Origin of the sequence: Microbispora sp. H11081 (assembly GCF_012999535.1) — a bacterium.
Lineage (GTDB): Bacteria > Actinomycetota > Actinomycetes > Streptosporangiales > Streptosporangiaceae > Microbispora.
This window is the reverse complement of sequence record NZ_JABBWV010000007.1, coordinates 258,348-282,076: the sequence shown is the minus strand read 5'-3', so window position 1 is coordinate 282,076 and position 23,729 is coordinate 258,348. Positions and strand designations below refer to the sequence as shown.

The window sequence follows — 23,729 nt, the reverse complement described above, 5'->3', positions numbered from 1 at the left end:
GGGAGATCGTGAGGAAAGTAACTTGGATAAGTCCTTTACTTGAGTCATTCAACTTTAGTGTTAGCGTGGTGATGTGAACGACGCCTGTCGCCTTCGTGAAGCCGGACTGCGGGTGACCGCGGCCCGTCTGGCGATCCTGCACACGGTGGAGGACGGCGACCATCTCGACGTGGACGCCATCCATCGCGGTGTGTGCGCGCGCGTCGGGCAGGTGTCCCTGCAGGCCGTCTACGACTCGCTGAACGCGTTGCAGCGCGGCGGACTGCTCCGCCGCATCGAGCCCGCGGGCAGCCCGACGCGGTACGAGGCGCGGGTGGGCGACAACCACCACCACCTCGTCTGCCGCCACTGCGGACGTGTCAGGGACGTCGACTGCGCGGTGGGCCACGCGCCGTGCCTGGAGCCGGCGTCGGACGCCGGTTACCTGGTGGACGAGGCCGACGTCATCTACTGGGGACTGTGCCCGCCGTGCCGGGCCGAGACGGGCGACGCCTTATGACTCGTCCTGTCTGTCCGTGTCCCCCCGGGGCCCGGGGCGTCACCTGACCCCCTTCCCCTCGCGTACGGCTCGCGCCTTCCCGGCGCGGGCCGTACGCGCAAAAGGCCTGGCCGCCATGAGCGCCGGCCAGGCCGATGACTAAAGGTCGAACTCGCCGTCCTTCACGCCGCCGATGAACGCGTCCCATTCCGCGGAGGTGAAGACGAGAGCGGGACCGTCCTGGTTCTTGCTGTCACGTACGCCCACATGCCCGTCGGGCAGTACCGCCACTTCCACGCAGGCGCAGTTGTTGGCGCTCCGGCTGCTCTTCCACCAGGCGGCGCCGGACAGGTCAATCGAGTTCATGGATAATGTTTTCTCCCCCCGGAAATCACAGCGCGAGGGTTTCCGGGGCGGGTCTAGAGCTGGCTATCGCCAGTGACGGACAGTTTTCTCCAAGAACCGGCGGGACTCGTCCACGTCGAGCGCTCTCGTCTCCAGGTAGTCGAATGCCACCTCGTACCGGTAGACGATCGCCTCGTCCTCGACCAGACGCCCGCCCAGAAGTGCCTCGAGGTACACCACGTCGTGGAACTCCGGCAACTTGAGATGGGAGAACGCCCCGGTGTTGATCGGGTGGTCCGCGTCGAACGGAAGAATCCGCAAGTCGACGTTCGGCAGTTCCGACACCTCGATCAGTCGCCTGAGCTGTTCCCGCATCACCTCGTGGTCGCCGAACCGGCGCAGCAGGACCGACTCCTCAAGCACGACCGAGATCGCCAGCGCGCTCCCCGCACCGAGAACCGCGTGCTGGCGCGCCATCCGGACCTCGATCCGGCTGCGGACGTTGCCCGGCGCCTCAAGGGTGCTCCGCTGTCCGCTCTCCATCATGGCTCGGACATAGGCCTCTGTCTGGAACAGGCCCGGCACCACCTGGGGTTCCCAGTCGCGTGCCGTCGTGGCTTCGGCCTCCAGGCCCAGGAACGTTGTGTATTCCTTGGGCAGGGAGTCGCGGTAATCCTCCCACCAGCCCTTCCGGGTCGCGTCCCGGTGCAGGGCGAGAAGCTCTTGGCGTTGGCCGGAATCTACCATGTAGATCACGAGCAGCGCTTCCACGTCGACGGTTCTTGGCGAGGTCCGCGCCGTCTCTATTCTGCTGATCTTCGCTGCGGACCAGCCGAGCCGGGCGGCGACCTGGTCGCCCGTCAGATCGGCGCGCTCACGCAACCGGCGTAGTTCCTGTCCCAGTCGCCGTCGGCGGACGGTGGGACTGCCGTGCTCGGGCATCCCCTGCCGACCTCCTTCGTCCGGTGGTCCGGTGTTCCCGGGGACGCGCGGATGGGTGGGGCGCGCCCCGGCGAGCATGGGCCCCCGGGTGACGGGCGCCCTGTCCGAAGATTACAACGCCGGCTCGTGCAACTTGCACTGCAATTTGCAGCGAATCTCCACAAGATTCTTGCGGATTTCTTTTCGCCAAGTATTGCAGGGGAATGCGTCCTGAGTCACGATCGATACGGGAAGGGTCTTCCGGATTGTGGGGGCGCCGGCGGTCGCCGGCGGAATACTCCGAGACCCGATTTCCTATCCGGGGCACGCGCCCGGCGAGGGGCGCCGGCCGCCTCGGATGCGGGTGAAAACGGGAGGCATCCGGGCCAATGGGATTTCGACATCCAGCCGGCGTAGCCGGCGCTCGCGTTCGCTGAGCGGCGATCACTCAACGGGCCCGCTCCCGCGAGGGGACGACGCCCACTTTCTCCGTATCGAAAACGACGAGATCCCCATTTGGCACCCGTCCGCGAAGGAGGGCTCCCCATGAATCCCCCCGGTGCCGCCTGGTTGTCGCTGATCAGAACCCGGATGATGATGGCCGACCTGGCGCTGTGCGCCGACCAGGACAGGTGGGCACGCGACCTGAGATGGACCGTCAGCCGCACCGGCTTCGGCGCCCGGCACTACCGCGACCCCCGCTTCGACCTCGTACGGGAACTCGAGGAGGCCTGCCGCCTCTTCACCGTCTGAGCCACCACGGCCACCGCAGGGGCACAACGGGGGCACTACGGGCGCGCTCCGGAGGCCGCGCGGCACGCGCCCGTGAATCAAGCGGAAGGTGATCGCGACCGGTTAGGCTTGCGCGGGTGACGACCGCGCTCATCCACGAACGGCTGCAGTCTCAGCTCGACTTCCACCTGGAGATCGACAAGCTGAAGCGCGTCATCCGCCGGAACTCGCTGATCGACGGCTCACGCCGGGAGAACGACGCGGAGCACTCCTGGCATCTGGCCATGATGGCGATGACCCTGACGGAGCACGCGCCCCCGGGCACCGACATGTCCAGGGTGGTCGCGATGCTGCTCGTCCACGACATCGTCGAGATCGACGCGGGCGACACCTTCATCTACGACCCCGTCGCGGTCGAGGGCCAGGCCGCCCTCGAGCGCGCGGCGGCCGACCGCATCTTCGGGCTGCTCCCCGAGGACCAGGGGGAGCGCCTGCGGACCCTGTGGGACGAGTTCGAGGAGCGGCGCACACCGGAGGCCAGGTTCGCCAGGGCGCTCGACCGGCTCGCGCCGATCATCGCGAACCACCACAACGACGGCGGCACGTGGCCGCTGTTCAAGGTGACGGCCACCCAGGTCATGGAGAAGGTGCGGCTCATCGAGGAGGGGTCCCCCACGCTCGGCGAGTACGCCGCGGAACTGGTCGCCGCCTCGGTCGCGCGAGGCCACCTGGCACCCTGACGGCAGGCGCCGTCGTACGCCGCTCAGCTCGAAACTCGCACATACCGTCTCATGCCTGTCCATGTTCACAGCTGTGACGCGCGGGTACGTGATCCCGTGTTAGGGGGCGAACATGGAAGAGACGACCAGGCCGCGACGTGCGCGCAAGACGACACGGAGGGTCCCCTCGGCAGAGCTCCTCGACGGGCTCGAGCGGGCCACCGCGCTCGACCGGCCGATCGCCGTCATCTCGAAGAAGGTCCGCCGCAGGCTCGGCCCCGGCAAGCTCAGGGACATCCTGCACGGCGTGCCGATGGGACACCCGCTGCATCCGGCGCTCGCCGTGACGACCTACGGCTGCTGGATGTCGGCGAGCGTGGTCGACATGACCAACTCGGGCTCGCGCGCGGCGCGGACGCTGATCCTGGCCGGGCTCGGCAGCGCCGTTCCCACGGTGGCGGCGGGGCTCACCGACTGGTCCACGCTCCACCGCGAACAGCAGCGGGTGGGGTTCGTGCACGCCATGACCAACGCCACGGCGGCGCTCTGCTACGCCGGGTCCCTCCTCTTACGGGTGGCGGGGCGGGAACGGGCCGGGCGTGCCCTGGGGTACGCGGGCCTGGTGGCGGCCTCGGCGGGCGCGCATCTCGGCAGCCACATGTCCTACCGCCAGGCCGCGGGGGCCAACCACGCGGAGTCGGTCGGACACCTGATGCCGCTCGGCTGGCACGACCTGTGCTCCCTCAAGGACCTGCCCAACGGACGGCCGGTCCGGCGGCGACTCGGCTACATCGACCTGTTCGTGCTGCGTCTCGGCGACGACGTGAGCGTCCTCGCGGACAACTGTTCCCACCTGGCCGGCCCTCTCCACCAGGGCCGGGTCGCGATGGACGAGGGCGACGCCTGCATCGTCTGCCCATGGCACGGCAGCGCCTTCCGCATCTCCGACGGCCGGGTCATGCACGGTCCGGCGACGTCGCGCCAGCCGGCCTTCCAGACCCGGCTGCGGCAGGACGGCGTCATCCAGGTCCGCCCCGCGGAGTGACCCCCGCGCCGTACGCCGCCGGCGGAACCGCGAATGAACCACCGCCGTGCCCGGACGCCGCTCAGCCGGTGTCCGGGCCGCGGTCGTCCGCGGGGTGCTCCACCAGCGCCAGGACGCGGTTGGACATGAACCTCGCGGTGCGTACGGGAGTGCCCGCCCGCGTGACCTCGGTGACCTCGACCACGCCGCGGCCCGTCGTGATCTCGATCCGGCGGCCCGCCCTGGTCGCGACCACCTCGTAGGTGCGCGGGGTTCCCCCCGCATCGATGACGATCTCCACCCGGTCGCCCTTCACAAGGGCAGACATACCCTTTCAGGACAGCAGCTTCACTATCGCCACGACACCGACGACAACAATGAATCCCCGCAGCAAGGGCGCGGGCAACCGGCGGCCCACCCGGGCGCCGAGGAACCCGCCGACCGCCGAGCCGAGCGCGACGACGAGCACGGCAGTCCAGTCCACCGGCGCGATGAACGCGAACAGCACCGCCGCGGCACCGTTGACCAGCAGCGACAGCAGGTTCTTCGCCGCGTTGACCCGTTGCAGGTCCTCGTCGAGGAAGCTGCCGAGCAGGCCTATCAGGACGATGCCCTGGGCCGCGCCGAAATAGCCGCCGTACATGCCGGCGCCGAGGACGCCCAGCCACAGCCACGGCCCGCCGTGGGGATGCGGCCTGCGCCGTACGGCGAGCCACTGGTTGATCCTCGGCTGGAACACCACGAGGAGGCAGGCGACCGCGATGAGCGCCGGGACGATGACCTTGAACGCCTCCGCGGGCAGCCACAGCAGGAGCAGGCCTCCGGCGAGCGAGCCGGTCACCGACGCGACGCCGAGCCGCAGCAGCCGCTCGCGCTGGCCCTTCAGCTCAGCCCGGTAGCCGAGCACCCCGGTCACGCCGCCCGGGACGAGTCCGATGTTGTTGGACACGTTCGCGACGATCGGCGGGAAGCCCACGGCCAGCATCGTCGGGAACGTGATCAGCGACCCCGATCCCACGACGGCGTTGATGGCCCCGGCCCCGATCCCGGCCGCGAAGACCGCGACCGCCTCCCACGGCGTCACTCGCTCCACTCCCTCGTACGGCTATCCGCCAAGGGTAGGGCGGCGGGTTCCGCAGGAGGTCACAGGGGACGGGCGTACCAGCGGCCCTCCTGCCCCCGGTCGAGGTGCAACGGCACGCCGAACGTCGCGGACAGGTTCTCCGGCGTCATCACCGAGTCGATCGGCCCCTGGGCGACCACCGAGCCGTGCCGCAGCAGCAGCACGTGGGTGAACCCGGCGGGGATCTCCTCGACGTGATGGGTGACGAGCACCATCGTGGGCGACTTCGGGTCGCGGGCCAGCGCGCCGAGGCGGCGTACCAGGTCCTCGCGGCCCGCCACGTCGAGCCCGGCGGCGGGCTCGTCGAGCAGGAGCAGCTCCGGATCGGGCATGAGCGCGCGGGCGATCTGCACCCGCTTGCGCTCGCCCTCCGACAGGGTGCCGAAGCGCCGCCGGATCAGGTGGGCGCAGCCGAGCTGGTCGATCAGCTCCACCGCCCGGGTGACGTCGTGGGAGTCGTACTCCTCCGTCCACCGGCCCAGGATCGCGTACGACGCGGTGAGCACGAGGTCGATGACCTTCTCGTCCGGCGGGATGCGCTCGGACAGGGCCGCGCTGGCCAGGCCGATCCTGGGCCGCAGCTCGAACACGTCCGTCTGGCCGAGCCGCTCGCCGAGGATCTCCACGGAGCCGTCGGAGGGGAACAGCAGCGATGCGGCCACCTGGAGCAGCGTCGTCTTCCCCGCGCCGTTGGGCCCGATCACGACCCAGCGCTCGTCCTCCCGCACGCTCCAGTCGATGCCGCGCAGCAGCGCCGCGCCGTCTCTGCGGACGGTCACGTCCTGAAGCTGAAGCACCTGACCGCCCATGTGGTCCCCCTCCGTGGTTCGCTGAGATAAAACTATGGCAGTCCGACCACATATCGTGGATCGGGTGCGCACCGATTCACCGATCTCCGCCACGCTCGTCGCCTGGACCAACGCCTGGCTCGGGGGACACGTGAGCCTGGAGGACGCCCTCGACCGCGTCGAGCGCGAGGCCGGGCCGCAGGTGGTGGCGGCGGACGGCGTCGAGACCCCGCTGCTGGCCTTCCTCGTGGACCGGCGGATCGAGGGGCTCCGCGCGTTCCGGCTGGCCCTGCCCGTCGCCGGCGACCCGCTCGGGCTCACCGGCCCCCCCGCCTTCAACGGCGCCGCCATCGACGCGGGCCAGGCCGCCGTGGCCGTCCTGCCCGGACGGTGCCTCGGCCTCGTGCCGTGCGACGACCGGCGCGGCTCCTCGTACTCCGGGGTCCTGTGGACCGTGACCGAGACGTCGGCCGTCCCGCCAGACGTGCCGTCACTGGCCGAGGCGGAGCAGGCGCTGCGGACCACCATGATGGCCGCCACCGAGGCGCTGCTCGGCGTGGACGGGCCGGCGCAGGGATTCCCCGCGCCCGATGCCCTCGACCGCGCGGGCGAGGCCCTCGCGCCCGGCTATCCGGGCAGGGCCCACCGGGTCGGCGCCCTCGCCTCCCGGCTGGCGCTCGCGCTCCGCCTCGCCGACGAGCGGGGGCTCACCTCGGGGCAGGCCGCCGCCCGGGGTCTGGCCCTGCGCGACCTCGACCGGGCCGTGCGCCGGGCCCGGGTCGCCGCGCACAACGCCATCGTCGAGTCGCAGGTCTGACCCGCTCACCGCTACTCGCGCTCAGGCCAGCCCGTGGCGTACGGCGTAGAGCGCGGCCTGGGTGCGGTCCTGCACGCCGAGCTTCATGAGCACGTTGGAGACGTGGGTCTTCACGGTCTTCTCCGCCACGACGAGCTCGCGGGCGATCTCGCGGTTCGAGCGACCGGCGGCGAGCAGCCGCAGCACCTCGCGCTCCCGGTCGGTCAGCGCGACCGCCCCGCCGTTCCGCCCGCTGTCCTCGCCGGTCAGCATCGCCTCGGCGGCCTCCGGCGCGAGCAGGACCTGACCGCCGTGCACGGCGCGGATCGCCTGGACGAGCGCGCCCGGGTCCACGTCCTTGTAGAGGAAGCCCGCCGCGCCTGCCCGCATGGCGGGGGCCACGTCGCCGCGGTCGCTCACCGACGTGAGGACGATCACGCGCACGTCCCGGCCGGACAGCTCCGTGAGCGCGCCGATGCCGTCGAAGACCGGCATCTTGAGGTCGAGCAGCAGGACGTCAGGGGCGAGCTCCCCGGCCAGCGTCACGGCCTCGGCGCCGTCGGCCGCCTCCCCCACGACGCTGATGTCCTCCTGGATCTCCAGGAACGTGCGCAGGCCCTGCCGTACGACCGGGTGGTCGTCGGCGATCAGCACGCGGATCACGCGGGCACCTCCAGTCGTACGGTCGTGCCGCGGCCGGTCGCGGAGGAGACCGACAGCTCGCCGCCGACGGCCTGGGCACGGTCGGTCATGGACGGCAGGCCGAGTCCCTGCGCTCCCGCACCGTCGAGCCCCGCGCTGTCGAACCCGGCGCCGTCGTCGCTGACCTCGAGCACGAGCCCGGCCACGCCGTGCGTGAGCCGTACGTCGACGCGGGCGGCGCGGGCGTGCCGTACGGCGTTGTGCAGCGCCTCCTGGGCGACCCTGAGCACGGCGACCTCGATCTCGGGCGTCAGGGCGGGGAAGCGCTCGGGATCGTGCCCGTCCCCGGTCGTGAAGGCGACCGTCATGGGATGCAGCCGGTCGAGGAGTGCCACCTGCCTGCGCAGGCTCTCCACCAGGCCGTGCCGGTCCAGCTCGGGCGGGCGCAGCTCCACGATCACCGCGCGCAGCTCGGTCAGCGCCTCTCCCGCCATCCGCTCGACCCGGTCGATCGTCTCCGCCGCGCGCTCGGGATCCGTACGGGCGAGCGCGGCGGCGGCCCGCGCGGTCAGCCGCAGCGAGAACAGCTTCTGGCTGACGGCGTCGTGCAGTTCGCGGGCCAGGCGCGTACGCTCCTCGACCACGGTGAGCTCGCGCCCCCGCTCGTAGAGCCGGGCGTTGATGAGCGCGATGGCGGCGTGCGCCGCGAACAACGTCAGCAGTTCCTCGTCTGCCTCGCCGAACCCGCCCGGCGTCCGCTTGTTGGACAGGAAGATGATCCCGAGGACGGTGCCACCGTCCATGATCGGCACCCCGAGGAAGTCCGTGAGGATCGGATGGGCCTTCGGCCACCACTCGAACCTGGGGTCCTGGCGGATGTCGGCCAGCCGGACGGGCGTCCCCTCGCGCAGCATCGCGCCCAGCATGCCGTGCTGGCGCGGGGTCGGGCCGATGGCCTTCCACTGCTCGTCGGAGATGCCCTCGGCCACGAACTCGGCGAACGCGCCGTCGTCGTCGGGGACGCCGAGCGCGGCGTACTTCGCGTCCAGCAGCCGCGCGGCCGAGCGCACGATCACCTGGAGGACCTCGCGGACCGACAGGTGCCTGGTGACGGCGAGCACGGCCGAACTGACCGCGTGCAGCACCTCGTCGCGGTCCCGCGCGGACGCGGCGGCGGGGTCTTCCGCGAAGTCGTTCGTAGAGTCTTCCGCGAGGTCTTCCGTGGGTTCGGCGGCCTTGGGCACAGACCCAGACTAGGCCGAGCATCGGGCATACCGCCTCGGTCTCCGGGCCTAGTCCGAAGTGCCGAGCGAGGGCGGGACCTCCGCCCGGCGCGCGGCCGACGTGCCGGTTCCTAGCGTGACGCGTATGAAGCACGCACTCATCACCGGAGCGTCGCGGGGGCTCGGGCTCGCTCTCGCCAGGGCGCTCGCCGACGACGGCTGGTCGCTCCTGCTCACCGCCCGGGGCGAGGAGGACCTGATGTCCGCGGCCTTCGACCTCGGCGCCAGGGCCATCCCCGGTGACGTCGCCGACCCGGCGCACGTGGGCAGGCTCGCCGAGGCGGCGCCCGAGCTCGACCTCCTGGTCAACAACGCGAGCGGGCTCGGGCCGGCCCCGCTGCCCAGGCTCGCCGACTATCCGCTGGACGCGCTGCGCGCGCTGTTCGAGACCAACGTGATCGCGCCGCTCGCGCTGGCGCAGGCGACGCTGCCCGCGCTGCGCGAGCGGCGGGGCGCGATCCTCAACGTCTCGTCCGACGCCGCCGTCGAGGCGTACGAGGGCTGGGGCGGCTACGGCGCGACCAAGGCCGCCCTGGACCAGGTCTCCAACGTCCTCGCCGCCGAGGAGCCCGGCGTGGCGGTCTGGTGGGTGGACCCCGGCGAGATGCGCACCCGCATGCTGGCGGACGCCGTCGGGCCCGAGGAGGCCGGGGCCGCGCCGCCCCCCGAGAGCGTGGTCCCCGCGCTGCTGCGCCTCGTGCGCACCCGCCCCGCATCCGGCCGCCTGACCCGGGGAGGGCTGGAATGACCACCCCAGACCCCGACGACGTCACCGGGCCCCGATCGCCGCTGACAGGGCCGCTGAGGGCGCTGCAGGAGGCGCGTGAGCCACCGGAGGCCCGGGGGCTGCGCCGCGACGAGGTCAGGCTGCTGGTGTCCCGCCGCGACACCGGCGAGGTCGGCCACCACGTCTTCGCCGACCTGCCGTCGCTGCTGTCCCCCGGCGACCTGCTGGTGGTCAACAACTCCGCCACCCTGCCCGCGGCGGTGCGGCTCGACCGGCTCGCCGTCCACTTCTCCGGCCGCCTCGCGTCCGGCGAATGGCTGGTCGAGCTGCGCCGCCGTACGGCGAAGGCCACGGCGCCCTACTCCGGCGCCGCGCCGGGAGAGTGGCTGCCGTTGCCGGGGGGTGCCACGCTGCGCCTGCTGGGACAGGAGACGCCGCGCCTGTGGCGCGCCCTGCTGGACCGCGACGTGCTCTCCTACCTCGCCGCGCACGGCACGCCCATCCGGTACGGCTACGTGGAGCGCGACTGGCCCCTCGCCGACTACCAGACGGTCTTCGGGACCGAGCAGGGCAGCGCGGAGATGCCCAGCGCGGGCCGGCCGTTCACCCCGGAGCTCGTCACCGCGCTGGTAAGCCGGGGGATCGGGGTCGCGCCGATCACGCTGCACACCGGGGTCGCGTCCCCCGAGAAGGACGAGCCGCCCTATCCCGAGTGGTTCTCGGTCTCCCCGTGGACGGCACGGCTGGCGAACATCACCCGCGAGCACGGGGGCCGGGTGATCGCCGTCGGCACGACCGTCGTACGGGCGCTGGAGACCGCCGCGCTCGATGCCCCCGCCCCCGGCAGGGTGCGGGCGATGTCGGGCTGGACCTCCCACGTCGTCACCCCAGAGGGCGGCGTCCGGGTGGTGGACGGCCTGGTCACCGGCCTGCACGAGCCCCGTTCCAGCCATCTGAGGATGCTGACGGCGATCACCGGAAGCGCTGTGCTCGCCCGCGCGTACGCGGTGGCGCTCGCCGAGGGCTACCTCTGGCACGAGTTCGGCGACAGCCATCTCCTTCTGTGATACGTGACCGCGCCGTGATCTCGATCGTCAAGGCTTGCCGCATGCGTACCCCCATCGGCAAGCCGACCCTGCTGCTGGCCGTGCCACTGGTCGCGGGCGCGCTGGTCGCCTCCGGCGCGCCCGCCTCCGCCTCCTCCGCCGGCTCGTCCGCGGTCACGGCGTCCACGGCGTCCACGACGTCCACCGCGTCCGCCGCGTCCGCCGCCGGAGCCTCGGCCAAGGCGGCGTCGGCGCCCGTCCGCATCCAGGTCAGCTACCCCTACAGCGTCCGCCGTGGACGCGTGGTGTCCTTCAAGGTCACGCTCGTCAACAAGCTGAAGACGAAGACCGACGAGATCTTCCTCGCGGTCAAGTTCCCCAAGAACGTGACCAAGACCCGGATCTACGTCCCGCACGGCACCAACTACCACGAGCAGTGCACGCGGGAGCGGACCCGCGCGCTGTGCGTGCTGCCCGGCCTGAAGAAGGGCAAGAGCTACACGTTCTATGCGAAGGCCCAGGTGAGCGGGTCGGCCAGCGGCAAGCTCTACGGCTACTTCGGCGGGGCGGTCATCGACACCTCGCTGAACACCGACCCGAAGGAGCTGTTCAGCGAGTTCGGCGACAGCATCGGCTGGGTGAAGACGAAGAGCTCGATCACCCGCTGACGTCCCGCACGACTCGAAACTCCCTGTCCATGGCGCCCGTCCGGCCCCGCCGGGCGGGCGCGAGCCGTCTCAGGCCGCCCTCCCGGCCCCGTCCTGCCGTCTCAGGCCGCCGGCGCCTGCCCGTCCGATTCCGTGAGCCCGGTTCTGACCTGAGCCTCGGCGATCCGCGCCAGCACCGCCCGTGGCTCCCCCCTGCGGGCCTGCCCTCCGTACGCCGCCGGGTGGTCGAGCCGTACGGCGGGGAAGAGCGTCACCTCCACGACGAGGTCCAGGGTCGCGACGATCCGCAGGACGGACGCGAGCAGCGTGTCGTCCCCGACGTACGACGGCCGGGTGGACAGGGCGGCGCGCTCCCCCGTCCCCTCCACGAACCGCAGCGCCACCGGCCGTACGGGCACTCCCGCGTCGAGCGCCGCCTGGAACACCGCGGGCCGGAAGCCGCCCATCTCGCGTCCGCACCGCGTGGTGCCCTCGGGGAACGCCGCCACGCTCTCGCCGCTCCGCAGCGCGGCGGCCATGTCCGCGACGACCCCCGGCAGGGCCGACAGCCTGTCCCTGTCGATGAACAGCGCGCCGCCCCCGGCGGCGAGCGTGCGGATGATCGGCCACCTGCCCACCTCCGCCTTGGCCAGCGGCCGGCAGGCGACGGTCGCCGTGAGGACCAGGGGGTCGAGCCAGGAGACGTGGTTGCCGACGATCAGGGCGGGGCCTTCCTCCTCCGGCACGGCCCGCGCCCGCGCGGAACCCCCGATGAAGGAGAACCCCCGGCGCGTCACGAGCCTGACGCCCAGTGCCCGCAACAGCAGCCGCGACCACAGCATGGTGACCGCCCCACGCCGTGCCGTACGCCCCAGTGTGAGCGCGATCGGCAGACCGGCGATCAGCACAGCGACCGCGCCCGCCAGGCGGGCCGCCCGGCGCAGGGGGCAGGCCGTGCGCGTCCGCGTGGGCAGGCAGGCGCCGGGCCCGCAGGGAGAGACCGGCAGCCAGGCGGAGGAGCCCGGCTTCCGGTGCGCGACGGCGCTCATCGCGCCTGCCCGAGGAAGTGCCGCAGATAGCGGGGGTCGGCCTTGTCCACGGAGAGCAGCACGAAGAAGTCGGCGGTGCCGAAGTCGGGGTCGTGCGCGGGAGCGCCGCAGATCCACGCGCCGAGCCGCAGGTAGCCGCGCAGCAGCGACGGCAGGACGAACCGCTCCGGGCGCGGCACCCCCGCGTCGCGCCAGGGCGTGCGCGGCGTCACGCGATACTCACCCGGCCCGAGCGGCACCTGGTCGACGACCCCGGCCGCGACCGCGCCGCCGTCGTCCAGCGGCACCGAGCAGCAGCCCGCCAGCCAGGCGTGTCCCCGGCTCGTCATGTAATGGGCGATTCCCGCCCACATGAGGGCGACGACCGCTCCGCCGCGGTGATCCGGGTGCACGCACGTGCGCCCGGCCTCCACCAGGTCGCCGCGCAGGCCCCTGAGCGCGCCGAGGTCGAACTCGGAGTCGGAGTAGAGCCGGTCGCTGCGGCGGGGCGGCAGCAGGCGATAGGTGCCGACCACCGTGTCCCCCTCACGGACGAGGAGGTGATCGCAGTACGCGTCGAGCGGCTCGACGTCGAGCCCACTCAGCGGGGAGTCGAGCCTGGCCCCCATCTCCCCGGCGAACACCTCGTACCGCAGCCGCTGGACGGCACGCAGATCGGCGGCGCTCTCGGCGAGACCGACGGTGTAACGGCCGGAGCCTGGGGAGCGCCGGGGGGCAGGGGATCGCAAGGAGATGGTCATGCGCGTCACGTCCTTCCTCAGGGGTGCAGGCAGCGGTCAGGCGTCCCGTCTCTCCTGGTCCGCGCCGCGGCCCACCACCATGACGACATGCGGAAATGACAACGGCCCCTCAGGTCGTGGGCATGAAGGCGTCCGCATCGTGAACCTCGTGCGCGCACATGACAACCGGCGCAGTAACCTCAAACAACGTGAACCAGCGCACGCTCCTGATCACGCTGACGGGTCCTGACCGCCCCGGCGTCACCTCTCGGTTGTTCGCCGTGCTGGCCGGGTTCCCGGTCGTCGTGGCCGACGTGGAGCAGGTCGTCATCCGTGGCCGCCTCACCCTGGGCGTGCTCGTCGCCTACTCCGGGGGACCGCCGACAGGCACCGGAGGCACCATCGGCGGCCTGTGGACGGCCGTCGAGCAGGTCGCCGCCGACCTCGACATGGACCTCGAGATCGCCACCGGCACGACGTCCAAGGAGAAACGGCGGCGCGGCAGGCTGCACGTCACCGTCCTCGGCGCGCCGCTGCTGCCCGCCGCCATGGCCGGAATCGCCGGCCGCATCGCGGCGAGCGGCGCCAACATCGACAGGATCGAACGGCTGTCGAGCTATCCGGTGACGTGCATCGAGCTCGCCGTCTCCGGCGCCGACCCCCAGGCCATGCGGACGGAACTCGCCGCGGAGGCGGCCGCCCAGAAGGTGGACGTCGCCGTCCAGCGCAGCGGCCTGCACCGCCGTGCCAAGCGCCTCATCGTCATGGACGTCGACTCGACCCTGATCCAGAACGAGGTCATCGAACTGCTGGCGCGGCACGCCGGCTGCCTCGACGAGGTCGCCCGGGTCACGGACGAGGCCATGCGGGGCGAGATCGACTTCGCCGAGTCGCTGGTCAGGCGGGTCGCGCTGCTCGAAGGGCTGTCGGAGGAGGTCTTCGAGAAGGTCGCCAAGGAGGTCGTACTGACCCCCGGCGCGCGCACGCTCGTGCGCACGCTCAAGCGGCTCGACTACCGCTTCGCGATCGTCAGCGGCGGCTTCACCCAGATCACCGACTCTCTCGTGGCCGACCTCGGCATCGACTATTCGGCCGCCAACACCCTGGAGGTCGTGGACGGCAAGCTCACCGGCCGGGTCGTCGGCGAGATCGTGGACCGGCCGGGCAAGGCCCGCGCGCTGGAGCGCTTCGCCGCCGCCGCGGGCATCCCGCTGAGCCAGACCGTCGCGATCGGCGACGGCGCGAACGACCTCGACATGTTCGCCAGCGCCGGCCTCGGCATCGCCTTCAACGCCAAGCCGATCGTGCGGCAGGCCGCCGACACGGCGGTCAACGTGCCGTACCTCGACTCGATCCTCTACCTGCTCGGCATCTCCCGCGAGGAGGTCGAGGCGGCCGACGCCGAGGACGCCGTGCCGCCCGCCGTCACCTGACCCGGGCCCTGGGCGTCAGGGTCGCGGGGTCGCGAAAGCGCCGGCCGACGCCGCGCACAGCCGTACGGCGTCGGCGTCCAGCGAGCGCAGCGCCTGGTCGACCGCGAGGCTCCGCAGCAGTGCCCGCCCCGAACCCGGCTCTTTCGCGGCCGTCTTCGGTCCCGGCCCGGTCGCGCCGTTCTCCAGCTCGGTGAGCCGGCGCTCGGCCTGGGCGCCGACCCACACGGCGTCGTCCGCGAGGCCCACGTCCGCCGCCGGTTCCTCGTACGGCTCCCGCCCCCGCACGGCCTGCGCCGTGTCCCGCAGGCGCCCGGCCACGGCGTCCAGGACGTCCGGGACCGGCCCGGCGCCGATCGGGGCGTCGCGCAGCACCGAGATCAGCGTCAGGAGGTGGTCGCGAACCCTCTGGGCGGCCTCCAGCGCCTCCTCGACGGCGTCCGGGGCCGCGCCGCCGGGCTCCTTCGCGATGTAGCCGAGTGCCGCGGCGACCATATCGGCATCCAGCGCGGCCTTCCTGACCCGTTCCTCGGCCCGGTTGGCGCCCGCCCTGCCCCGGACCAACTGGGCGAGCGACCGGGCGACCGCCGCGTGCGAGTCGAGCATCCGGCCGACCCGCCCGGCCAGCCGGTCCGTCTCCCCCCGCGGCCACAGCAGCCGCGTGCAGGCGATGGCGATGACGCCGCCGGCGACGGTGAGCACGACCCGCGACTCGGCGATCTCCTCGGTCTGCCGCACCTGGAAGTCGAGCAGCAGCAGCACGCACATCGTCATGAACGTCGCCCAGTAGGCCTGGTGCGTCGGGGCCAGGCCGAACGCCAGAGCGGCCGACACCCCGATCAGCGCCACGAGCGGCCAATGCCCCGGCGCGACGTGCAGGATCACGGCAGACACCAGCCCGCCCACCGTACTGCCGCCCACCCGCCACCACACCCTGGCCCGCGTCTCCCCGTACGTCGGCTGGATGGTGACCAGCACCGCGATCACCATCCAGTGCGGGAACGCGGGCTTGAACAGCACGATCACGAGAGAGGCGAAGGCGGTGCCGAGCACAAGCCGCAGCGCGTGCCGCACGCGCGGGTCGTCGAAGGCGAGCGGCGGGGGAACCGCCAGGGTGGCCATGTCGAGAGCGGGGGCGAGGCCGGGCGCGCACACGCGGCCGGCCGCCTCGGCTGTGCCGTCGAGCGCCGCCCTGATCCGTCCGGCGCTGTGGGCGATCTGCCGCAGGAGCACGAGCACGACCATCCCGCGCTCGCCGCCCGCGCCCCGCTCGCGCAGCCGGTCCACGCGGTCGCCGAAGTCCACGACGCGCACCCGCGCGGGCGGGCGCTCGGCCAGGTACGCCCGCAGCGACGCGGACAGCGAGTCCACCAGGTCGCCGAGCCCCACCTCCACCGCCGCGCCGGGCGCCCGTCGCGCCAGAGTGGCGCACAGCCCGCGCAGTGCGATGATCTCGTGGAAGACCCGGCGCAGCGCGAACGCGACGTCCTCGGCCGCCCGCGACCGCTCCCACCGCAGGCGGCGGGCCCTGGCCGTACGAATCTCGATGATCGCGTGCGAGGCCGTCCTGCGGCGCTCGTCCCACTCGTCCTGACCCACCGCGGGGTCGGCCACCGCCTCGGCCAGCTCGGCCAGGGTGCCGGCCGTCTCCCCCAGCACCGCGACGATCGGGCGGGTGCGCCGCCACGGCCAGGGCAGGGTGAGCAGGACGGCCGCCAGCAGCCCGCCGAGCAGTTGCAGGCCCGTGTGCGGCACTGGGTCGAGCGGCAGCGGGTTGGCCGCGGTCAGCAGGAGCGTGAGCGCCGGGGTGACGCCGATCGGGGGCACCAGACCGCCGAGCCCGGCCAGTGCCGAGGCGACGGCGACCATCAACCACGGACTGCCCGACAGCAGGATCCCCAGCGACGTCCCCACGCCGACCGACAGCACGACCCCGAGCAGGTACGGCGTGCGCACGCCCGCGGGATTCGCGATGGCCCGCCCGGCGACCAGCCAGGCCCCGAGTCCGACAGTCGCGCCGCCCGCCGGGTGACCGGTGGCCAGGCCCACGAGCAGCGGGATCGCCAGGCAGGCGGCCCCGGTCAGGCCGAAGCCGAGCGCGAGGCGTGGATCCTCCAGCCTCGGCGCTCTGGCGAGCACTGCGTTCCTGAGCGGCAGGCAGCTTTTCCTACCCGCGTTCCAGGTGAGCTATCAGGGGTGGCTCGCCCTGACCAGGCGCCCGGTGCCGGGAGCGGCGTCCTCCCACGGCACGTCCAGCTCGATCACCGCGTACGCGCCGGGCGGGAAGCCGTCGAGCCTCGTGTCCGTCAGGGCGGCGACGAGTTCGTGCACGCCGGGGTTGTGGCCAACCAGCACGACCGAGGTGATCTCGCCGTCCGTACGGCGCAGCACGCCGAACAGGTCGTCCGGGTACGCCTCGTAGATGTCGCGCTCGATCTCGACGGGGGCGTCGAGGCCGAGCAGCTCCGCGGTCCTGCGGGTGCGCACCGAGGGCGAGCACAGGACGAGCCCCGGGCTGAGCGGCCTGATCTCCTCCCCCGCCGCCGTGGCGTCCCGTTCGCCGCCGGAGGTGAGCGGACGTTCGCTGTCCCGAAGCCCGGGAGCGTGGCCGGCCTTGGCATGCCTGACCACGACGAGGGTCCTGACGCTCACGGCATGGCCCACACGGCGAGGCCCACGATGACGACGATCATCGCCGCCATGGTCAGCAGGATCAGTGCCAGCGTCCTGCCACCGTTCGGCTTGTCCATAAGTGCTCAGTGTATGGAGAAGGTCCCCCGCTCAGGGAGCAGGGGACCTTCGGGGTGCGGGGCTGCCGTCGTCAGTGGGCGACGGGCTCCGTGGCCCGGGAGGCCTGGTCGGCCTCGCCGGTCGGGGCGATACCCGTGGCACGGCGCTTGGACACGATCACCGCGCCGACGACGACCACCACGGCGACGGCCGTCGCGGTGGTGCGGACCGCGACGTTGTCGGCGTACGCCACGACGGCCGGGGCGATCAGCAGCGCGACCAGGTTCATCACCTTGATCAGCGGGTTGATGGCCGGGCCCGCGGTGTCCTTGAACGGGTCGCCGACGGTGTCGCCGATCACGGTGGCGGCGTGCGCCTCCGAGCCCTTGCCGCCGTGGTGGCCGTCCTCGACCAGCTTCTTGGCGTTGTCCCAGGCGCCGCCGGAGTTGGCGAGGAACACCGCCATCAGCGTGCCCGACGCGATGGCGCCGGCCAGGTAGGCGCCGAGCGGCGCGTACCCGAACGCGAAGCCGACCGCGATCGGGGTCAGCACGGCGAGCAGACCGGGTGTCGCGAGCTCGCGCAGCGAGTCGCGGGTGCAGATGTCGACCACGCGGCCGTAGTCGGGCAGCTCGCTGCCGTCCATGATCCCCGGCTTGGTGCGGAACTGCTCGCGCACCTCGTACACGACCCGGGCCGCCGCCCTGCCCACGGCGCTGATCGCGAGGCCGGAGAAGAGGAACACCACGGCCGCGCCGATGATGAGGCCGACCAGCACGTTCGGGGCGTCCACCGACAGGCTGAAGTCGGCGAACGTGCCGAGCGCGTCCTTCACGCCCTGTGACGCCTTGGCCAGCTCGCTCTCGACCGCGGTGCGGAACGAGCCGAACAACGCGGTCGCCGCGAGCACGGCGGTAGCGATCGCGATGCCCTTGGTGATGGCCTTGGTGGTGTTGCCGACCGCGTCGAGGGAGGTGAGCACGCGGGCGCCCTCGCCCTCGACGTCGCCCGACATCTCGGCGATGCCCTGGGCGTTGTCGGAGACCGGGCCGAAGGTGTCCATCGACACGATCACGCCGACCGTGGTCAGCAGGCCGGTGCCGGCGAGCGCCACGGCGAACAGCGCCACGGTCACGTTGCCGAAGCCGAGCAGGAAGGCGCCGTAGACCGCGCCGCCGATCAGCAGCGCCGAGTAGACCGCCGACTCCAGGCCGACCGAGATGCCGGACAGGATGACCGTGGCGGGACCGGTGAGCGAGCTCTCGCCGATCTCCCGGACCGGGCGCCGGTTGGTCTCGGTGAAGTAGCCGGTGAGGATCTGGATGGCGCTGGCCAGGACCAGGCCGATGAGCACCGCGCCGATCGCGATCAGGCGCGGGTCCGCGGTGAGCGCGGCGACGTCGGCCGCTGCACCGGACAGTTCCGCGAAGCTCGACGGGAGGTAGGCGAACGCCGCGACGGCCACCAGCACCGCGGAGATGGCGGCGGAGATGAAGAAGCCGCGGTTGATGGCGGCCATGCCGGACCGGTCACGCCCGCGCGGCGCGGTGGCGAAGATGCCGACGACCGCGGTGATCACACCGATCATCGGGACGATCAGCGGGAAGACCAGGCCCTCGGTGCCGAAGGCGGCCCGGCCGAGGATCAGGCTGGCGACCAGGGTGACGGCGTACGACTCGAACAGGTCGGCCGCCATGCCGGCGCAGTCGCCGACGTTGTCACCCACGTTGTCGGCGATGGTGGCGGCGTTGCGCGGGTCGTCCTCGGGGATGCCCTGCTCGACCTTGCCCACCAGGTCGGCGCCGACGTCGGCGGCCTTGGTGAAGATGCCGCCGCCGACTCGCATGAACATCGCGAGCAGCGCGGCGCCGAAGCCGAACCCCTCGAGGACGTTCGGCGCGTCGCCCTTGTAGACGAGCACGACGATCGCGGCGCCCAGCAGGCCGAGACCGACCGTGAACATGCCGGCGACGCCGCCCGTGCGGAACGCGATGCGCATCGCGGTCTTCTCGCCCGACTCACGGGCGGCGGACGCGACGCGGACGTTTCCGCGTACGGCGAGCCACATGCCGATGAAACCCGTCAGCGCGGAGAACACCGCGCCGACGACGAAGAAGACGGACCTGCCGATTCTCTCGCCGGTGGAACCGGCGGGTAGAAGCAGCAGCAGGAACGGAATGACGACGACGAATATCGCGAGCGTCCGGAACTGCCGCGCGAGATAGGCGGCGGCTCCCTGTTGCACGGCCCTCGCGATGTTCTGCATTCGCTCGGTGCCCTGCCCCGCGGCGAGCACCTCCCGCACGAGTCCGCCCGCGACGGCCAGAGCGAGCAGCGCCACGACGGCGACGACAATGACAAGGGTGAGATGGGAACCGTTCAGAGCTACCGCTGCGCCTTCGTCAGCGGCAGCGGCGTAATAGGCAGACATCCGTCCTCCTCGGCCAGACGGGGATTCGGTCCTCCTGCCCGGGCCGCGCTGGACGAACCCACGGGCCGTGGCGCGCTTCCGGGCGGTCGACAAGTGCCGCTTCCGGTTGCATCCGCAATACCTTGGCCGGTGCCGGGAGTCTACGCAGCGATCCCGCGGATATGAAGGCCCTCTGGCCCCGCAATCGAGGCGGCGCCCCGTAATGAGCGAACATTTGCACCGCTATCAAGGTGCTTTGACCAGCGGAGTCAGGGGCCTGTCGGGACGGGTCGCCCAGGTTACGGCACTACCGCATAGCTGATTTCGGGTGTCCGATATTGGGGTTGACACAAACAAAAGATCGAGTGTCACGCCGGGGGCGACACTCGATCTGCTGGAAGGTCGGTCCTGCGGGCTCCTGAAGCGGGCCCTGTCCGCGGAGGCCGGATCCTCACCGTTTTACGGAAGCCGGGTCCTCACGGTCTGCGGAAGCCGGATCCTCACGGCCTGCGGAGGAGCCGGTCTTCACGGTCTCCGAGGGCCGGCGGGGGTCCTCGGAGATTCGCCGGAGGTCTCGGCGGTCAGAGAGCGCCGATGCCGTGGGAGGACGCGGGCCAGCTCATGCGGATGCGCATGCCCTTCGGCCCGGGGAGCACCTCGACGTCGTCGGCCAGTCCCGCGATGACGGCGATGCCCAGATTGTCCATCTCGGGCATGAGGCTGCCGTCCGCCTCCAGCCCCTGGGGCGTCACGTCCTCGCCCGGGGCGGCATCGGTGACGGTCACCTCGAAACGCCCCGAGTCATCGCGTAACTCGATGCGTACGGGCTCCCCCGGGCAGTGGAGGCGATGCGCCTCCACAGCCCGTGAGCACGCCTCTCCGACGGCGAGCCGCACCTCGTCCAAGATCGCCTCCGCCACGCCCGTACGCCGGGCGATGGCCGTGGCGACCAGCCGGGCCGTCCGCACGTGGGCGGGCAGAGCGCTGAACGTCAGCTCGACGGTGGCCATGTTGCGAAATCCCCGGCCGTCACTTGTCCCGGCCGTGGGCTTCCTTGGCCTCCTCGACCGAGGCGTAGATCCCGAAGACCTTCGTCAGACCGGTGATGCGGAAGATCTTCAGGATGCGCTCCTGCGTGCAGACGAGCTCCAGGGAGCCGTCGTGCGCCCGCACCCGCTTGAGGCCGCCGACCAGCACGCCAAGGCCCGTCGAGTCGAGGAAGTCCACCTTCTCCATGTTCACGAGCAGGTGGAAGTTGCCCTTGTTGACCAGGTCGATCAGCAGCTCACGCAGTCTGGGCGCGGTGTAGACGTCGATCTCACCCTCGACATCGACGATGGTGAGATTGTCCTCGGAATGGTGGTCCAACTTCAGATCCACAGATCCTCCAGCGCCTTACTTGCGTAGGTCTCGATACAGGTCATGCATCCTGGTAGTCCAGACGCACAGACCCGATGCGCGGCATTCAACCACGCTACGACTCCGTGTCTATACGAAATCACGACTCCGGGCGACTCTCCCCGCAGATGCCAAACTGGAAACCAGTGACTCCGACTTCTTCGCCCTCTGCCCGAACAGGCGACGTTCTCACCCGTCTGCTCGCGGTTCCCGCACGCCGTGGGCGCGTGACTCATGTGGAGCATGTTCCAGCACGTCAGGCGAGTGAGACCAGATGGCCGGAATGGACCCCAGAACTGCTGGTCTCGCGGCTGAGCCTGCAGGGGGTCACCGGCCTCTGGGAACACCAGCTTCAGGCCGCCGAGCTGGTTAAACGTGGCCAAAACGTGATCATTGCCACAGGCACCGCGTCCGGCAAGTCGCTGGCCTACCTGGTCCCGGCCGTCGCGGAGATCTTCTCCGGCGGCACCGTGCTCTACCTCACCCCGACCAAGGCGCTCGCCGCCGACCAGCTCAGGGCGCTGCGGAAACTGCGGCTTACGCAGGTGCGCGCGGCCACGTACGACGGGGACACGCCGCCCGAGGAACGCCGGTGGGTCCGCCAGAACGCCAACTACGTGCTGACCAACCCGGACATGCTGCACAGGTCGATTCTGCCTCGCCACTCCTCGTGGTCCTCCTTCTGGCGGCGGCTGCGGCTGGTGGTCGTCGACGAGTGCCACGGCTACCGGGGGGTCTTCGGCTCCCACGTCGCCCAGATCCTGCGCCGGCTGCGCCGGGTCAGCGGCAAATACGGCTCCTCCCCCGTGTTCCTGCTGGCATCGGCCACCGCCAGCGACCCCGCGGCCGCGGGAATGCGCCTCACCGGCCTTGAGATGGCCGAGGTGACCACGGACGCCTCTCCCAGGGGTTCGACCACCTTCGCCCTGTGGGAGCCGCCTCTGACGGATCTGCGCGGGGAGAGCGGAGCCCCGGTCCGCCGCACCGCCACGGCCGAGGCGGCCGACCTCCTGGCCGACCTCGTGATCGAGGACGTCCGCACTCTCGCGTTCGTCCGCTCCCGCCGCGCCGCCGAAACCGTTGCCGTCACCGCCCGCCGCACCCTGGAGGAGGTGGAGGCCCTCCTCGACGCGGAGCCCCCGCCGTACGGCGAGCACGTGCCGGATCCGGACGAGACGAGCGGCCTGTACGCCGACGGGCCTGCTGTCGCCGGAGAGCCTTTGGGAGTGCCCGCCGGGGGGTTACGCGGTGAGACCTACGGCGGAGCCCCCGGCGCACCTCACGAAGGAGCCTTCGCGGGAGAGGGCGGACCGTCATCCGCGCGAGCCGCCCGGAGCGCGGACACGGCCGCGACCGGCCGGGAGAGGAACCGGCTGGCGGATCGGGTGGCGGCCTACCGGGCCGGCTACCTGGCCGACGATCGGCGGGTGCTCGAAAAGGCGCTGCGTTCGGGCGAGCTGACCGGCCTGGCCACCACGAACGCGCTGGAACTCGGCGTCGACGTGTCGGGGCTCGACGCGGTCCTCATCGCCGGGTGGCCCGGCACCCGCGCCTCGCTGTGGCAGCAGGCGGGCCGGGCCGGGCGCGCGGGCCAGGACGCGCTGGCCGTGCTCATCGCCCGCGACGACCCGCTGGACACCTACATCGTCCATCATCCGGAGGCCGTGTTCGGGCAACCGGTGGAGGCCATCGTCCTCGACCCCGACAATCCGTACGTGCTCGCGCCCCACCTGTGCGCGGCCGCCGCGGAGATCCCGCTGACCGAGGACGACCTGGAGATCTTCGGCCCGGCGGCGCGGGACGCGCTCGACGACCTCGTCAGCCGCGGGCTGCTGCGCAGGCGGCCCACCGGATGGTTCTGGACGAGCCGCGACCACGCGGCCGACCTGGCGGACATCCGCGGGTCCGGTGGCGCGCCGGTCCAGGTCGTCGAGGCGTCGACCGGCCGCCTGCTCGGCACGGTCGACGAGCCGTCGGCGCACACCATGGTCCACGCGGGAGCCGTCTATCTGCACCAGAGCGAGACGTTCGTGGTCGACGTGCTCGACTTGGACGCGGGGGTCGCCCTGGTCACGGCCGCGGAACCGGACTACTCGACCTTCGCGCGGGACGTCACGGACATCCGCGTGATCGAGTCGCTGCGTTCGCGGCCCATCGGGCCGGGCACCCTGCACTTCGGGTCGGTGGAGGTCACCCGCCAGGTCGTCTCGTACCTCAAGCGGCGCGCCCAGACCGGCGAGGTCATCGGCGAGGAGCCGCTCGACCTGCCGCCGCGCACGCTGTGCACCCGCGCGGTGTGGTGGACCCTGCCCACGCCCGCCCTCGCCGGTCTGACGCGACCGGGGGCCGCGGTCGATCTCGGCGGGGCCGCCCACGCGGCAGAACACGCGTCGATCGGCCTGCTGCCGCTGTTCGCGACCTGCGACCGCTGGGACATCGGGGGCGTCTCCACCGAACTCCACCCCGACACCGGTCTGCTCACGGTCTTCGTCTATGACGGCCACGACGGAGGCGCGGGGTTCGCCGAGCGCGGGTACACCCGGGCGTCCGAGTGGCTGACGGCGACGCGGGAGGCGATCGCCTCGTGCGAGTGCGAACGCGGCTGCCCGTCCTGCATCCAGTCGCCCAAATGCGGCAACGGCAACGAACCACTCGACAAGGCGGGGGCGATCCGCCTCCTCGGCATCCTCCTGGGCGACTGAGGCGAGGTGTCCGCGTCAGG

At 71.8% G+C, this 23,729-nt stretch carries 24 protein-coding genes; 10 read left to right on the top strand and 14 right to left on the bottom strand.

What is annotated here, in order from left to right:
• Positions 1 to 73: 73 nt before the first annotated feature.
• On the top strand, positions 74 to 499 hold the full coding sequence (locus HHX31_RS20220) for a Fur family transcriptional regulator (RefSeq protein WP_169949850.1): 426 nt from the start codon (positions 74 to 76) through the stop codon (positions 497 to 499).
• Between the two features lie 138 nt (positions 500 to 637).
• Here the strand turns inward: HHX31_RS20220 and HHX31_RS20215 are convergent, their stop codons facing one another.
• The gene (locus tag HHX31_RS20215; protein WP_169949849.1) at positions 638 to 844 is read right to left on the bottom strand and encodes a DUF397 domain-containing protein; all 207 of its coding nucleotides are present in this window, start codon (positions 842 to 844) and stop codon (positions 638 to 640) included.
• Positions 845 to 907: 63 nt separating this feature from the next.
• A complete protein-coding gene (locus tag HHX31_RS20210) occupies positions 908 to 1,765 on the bottom strand; it encodes a helix-turn-helix transcriptional regulator (RefSeq protein WP_169949848.1) in 858 nt (285 codons plus the stop codon).
• A gap of 525 nt (positions 1,766 to 2,290) precedes the next feature.
• Here HHX31_RS20210 and HHX31_RS20205 point away from each other — a divergent pair.
• The 3 genes from HHX31_RS20205 to HHX31_RS20195 all read left to right on the top strand — a co-directional run bounded on the left by HHX31_RS20205 (position 2,291) and on the right by HHX31_RS20195 (position 4,240).
• A complete protein-coding gene (locus HHX31_RS20205) occupies positions 2,291 to 2,497 on the top strand; it encodes a hypothetical protein (protein WP_169949847.1) in 207 nt (68 codons plus the stop codon).
• Positions 2,498 to 2,613: 116 nt separating this feature from the next.
• A complete protein-coding gene (locus tag HHX31_RS20200; RefSeq protein ID WP_169949846.1) occupies positions 2,614 to 3,216 on the top strand; it encodes an HD family hydrolase in 603 nt (200 codons plus the stop codon).
• A 112-nt stretch (positions 3,217 to 3,328) separates the two neighbouring features.
• Complete coding sequence (locus HHX31_RS20195) at positions 3,329 to 4,240, top strand: Rieske (2Fe-2S) protein (RefSeq protein WP_169949845.1); 912 nt, start codon at positions 3,329 to 3,331, stop codon at positions 4,238 to 4,240.
• A gap of 61 nt (positions 4,241 to 4,301) precedes the next feature.
• Here HHX31_RS20195 and HHX31_RS20190 read toward each other — a convergent pair whose 3' ends face one another.
• The 3 genes from HHX31_RS20190 to HHX31_RS20180 are packed head-to-tail and all read right to left on the bottom strand — an operon-like array spanning position 4,302 to position 6,151.
• Positions 4,302 to 4,547: a hypothetical protein gene (locus HHX31_RS20190; RefSeq protein ID WP_205830246.1), complete on the bottom strand. Its 246-nt coding sequence runs from the start codon at positions 4,545 to 4,547 to the stop codon at positions 4,302 to 4,304.
• Positions 4,548 to 4,553: 6 nt separating this feature from the next.
• The gene (locus HHX31_RS20185; protein WP_169949844.1) at positions 4,554 to 5,303 is read right to left on the bottom strand and encodes a sulfite exporter TauE/SafE family protein; all 750 of its coding nucleotides are present in this window, start codon (positions 5,301 to 5,303) and stop codon (positions 4,554 to 4,556) included.
• A gap of 59 nt (positions 5,304 to 5,362) precedes the next feature.
• Entirely contained in the window at positions 5,363 to 6,151 is a 789-nt protein-coding gene (locus tag HHX31_RS20180) for an ABC transporter ATP-binding protein (RefSeq protein ID WP_169949843.1), read from the bottom strand.
• A 64-nt stretch (positions 6,152 to 6,215) separates the two neighbouring features.
• On the opposite strand from HHX31_RS20180, the gene HHX31_RS20175 reads away from it, so the two are divergent.
• Complete coding sequence (locus HHX31_RS20175) at positions 6,216 to 6,947, top strand: hypothetical protein (RefSeq protein ID WP_311932122.1); 732 nt, start codon at positions 6,216 to 6,218, stop codon at positions 6,945 to 6,947.
• Positions 6,948 to 6,968: 21 nt separating this feature from the next.
• Here the strand turns inward: HHX31_RS20175 and HHX31_RS20170 are convergent, their stop codons facing one another.
• Complete coding sequence (locus HHX31_RS20170; RefSeq protein ID WP_311932120.1) at positions 6,969 to 7,589, bottom strand: response regulator transcription factor; 621 nt, start codon at positions 7,587 to 7,589, stop codon at positions 6,969 to 6,971.
• Positions 7,586 to 8,812 (bottom strand): GAF domain-containing sensor histidine kinase, encoded by a 1,227-nt coding sequence (locus HHX31_RS20165; protein WP_311932117.1) that lies wholly within the window; start codon positions 8,810 to 8,812, stop codon positions 7,586 to 7,588. Before HHX31_RS20165 ends, HHX31_RS20170 begins: the two co-directional genes overlap by 4 nt.
• 124 nt (positions 8,813 to 8,936) lie before the next feature.
• Here HHX31_RS20165 and HHX31_RS20160 point away from each other — a divergent pair, with 124 nt between their 5' ends.
• The 3 genes from HHX31_RS20160 to HHX31_RS20150 are packed head-to-tail and all read left to right on the top strand — an operon-like array spanning position 8,937 to position 11,292.
• Positions 8,937 to 9,599: an SDR family oxidoreductase gene (locus tag HHX31_RS20160; RefSeq protein ID WP_169949841.1), complete on the top strand. Its 663-nt coding sequence runs from the start codon at positions 8,937 to 8,939 to the stop codon at positions 9,597 to 9,599.
• Entirely contained in the window at positions 9,596 to 10,645 is a 1,050-nt protein-coding gene (locus HHX31_RS20155; protein WP_169949840.1) for an S-adenosylmethionine:tRNA ribosyltransferase-isomerase, read from the top strand. The genes HHX31_RS20160 and HHX31_RS20155 overlap by 4 nt, the downstream gene beginning before the upstream one ends.
• Before the next feature lie 41 nt (positions 10,646 to 10,686).
• Positions 10,687 to 11,292, top strand: coding sequence for a hypothetical protein (locus tag HHX31_RS20150; protein ID WP_169949839.1), 606 nt, complete (start codon positions 10,687 to 10,689; stop codon positions 11,290 to 11,292).
• Positions 11,293 to 11,393: 101 nt separating this feature from the next.
• On the opposite strand, the gene HHX31_RS20145 is transcribed toward HHX31_RS20150, so the two are convergent.
• Complete coding sequence (locus HHX31_RS20145; RefSeq protein ID WP_211589999.1) at positions 11,394 to 12,320, bottom strand: lysophospholipid acyltransferase family protein; 927 nt, start codon at positions 12,318 to 12,320, stop codon at positions 11,394 to 11,396.
• Complete coding sequence (locus tag HHX31_RS20140; RefSeq protein ID WP_169949838.1) at positions 12,317 to 13,060, bottom strand: GNAT family N-acetyltransferase; 744 nt, start codon at positions 13,058 to 13,060, stop codon at positions 12,317 to 12,319. Before HHX31_RS20140 ends, HHX31_RS20145 begins: the two co-directional genes overlap by 4 nt.
• A 188-nt stretch (positions 13,061 to 13,248) precedes the next feature.
• Between HHX31_RS20140 and serB the strand changes: the two genes are divergently transcribed.
• Entirely contained in the window at positions 13,249 to 14,472 is a 1,224-nt protein-coding gene (gene serB, locus HHX31_RS20135) for a phosphoserine phosphatase SerB (protein ID WP_311932114.1), read from the top strand.
• Between the two features lie 15 nt (positions 14,473 to 14,487).
• Here the strand turns inward: serB and HHX31_RS35760 are convergent, their stop codons facing one another.
• The 5 genes from HHX31_RS35760 to HHX31_RS20110 all read right to left on the bottom strand — a co-directional run bounded on the left by HHX31_RS35760 (position 14,488) and on the right by HHX31_RS20110 (position 20,989).
• A complete protein-coding gene (locus HHX31_RS35760) occupies positions 14,488 to 16,608 on the bottom strand; it encodes an FUSC family protein (protein ID WP_169949836.1) in 2,121 nt (706 codons plus the stop codon).
• Positions 16,609 to 16,659: 51 nt separating this feature from the next.
• On the bottom strand, positions 16,660 to 17,121 hold the full coding sequence (locus HHX31_RS20125) for a histidine phosphatase family protein (RefSeq protein ID WP_311932111.1): 462 nt from the start codon (positions 17,119 to 17,121) through the stop codon (positions 16,660 to 16,662).
• A gap of 169 nt (positions 17,122 to 17,290) precedes the next feature.
• Positions 17,291 to 19,630: a sodium-translocating pyrophosphatase gene (locus tag HHX31_RS20120; protein WP_169949835.1), complete on the bottom strand. Its 2,340-nt coding sequence runs from the start codon at positions 19,628 to 19,630 to the stop codon at positions 17,291 to 17,293.
• Positions 19,631 to 20,190: 560 nt separating this feature from the next.
• On the bottom strand, positions 20,191 to 20,619 hold the full coding sequence (locus HHX31_RS20115; protein WP_169949834.1) for an ATP-binding protein: 429 nt from the start codon (positions 20,617 to 20,619) through the stop codon (positions 20,191 to 20,193).
• Positions 20,620 to 20,638: 19 nt separating this feature from the next.
• Positions 20,639 to 20,989 carry an STAS domain-containing protein gene (locus HHX31_RS20110; protein WP_030506779.1) on the bottom strand — a complete coding sequence of 117 codons (351 nt, stop codon included), beginning with the start codon at positions 20,987 to 20,989 and terminating at the stop codon, positions 20,639 to 20,641.
• A gap of 404 nt (positions 20,990 to 21,393) precedes the next feature.
• On the opposite strand from HHX31_RS20110, the gene HHX31_RS20105 reads away from it, so the two are divergent.
• Positions 21,394 to 23,709, top strand: a complete 2,316-nt coding sequence (locus HHX31_RS20105) for a DEAD/DEAH box helicase (RefSeq protein WP_396711331.1) — start codon at positions 21,394 to 21,396, stop codon at positions 23,707 to 23,709.
• Positions 23,710 to 23,729 lie beyond the last annotated feature (20 nt).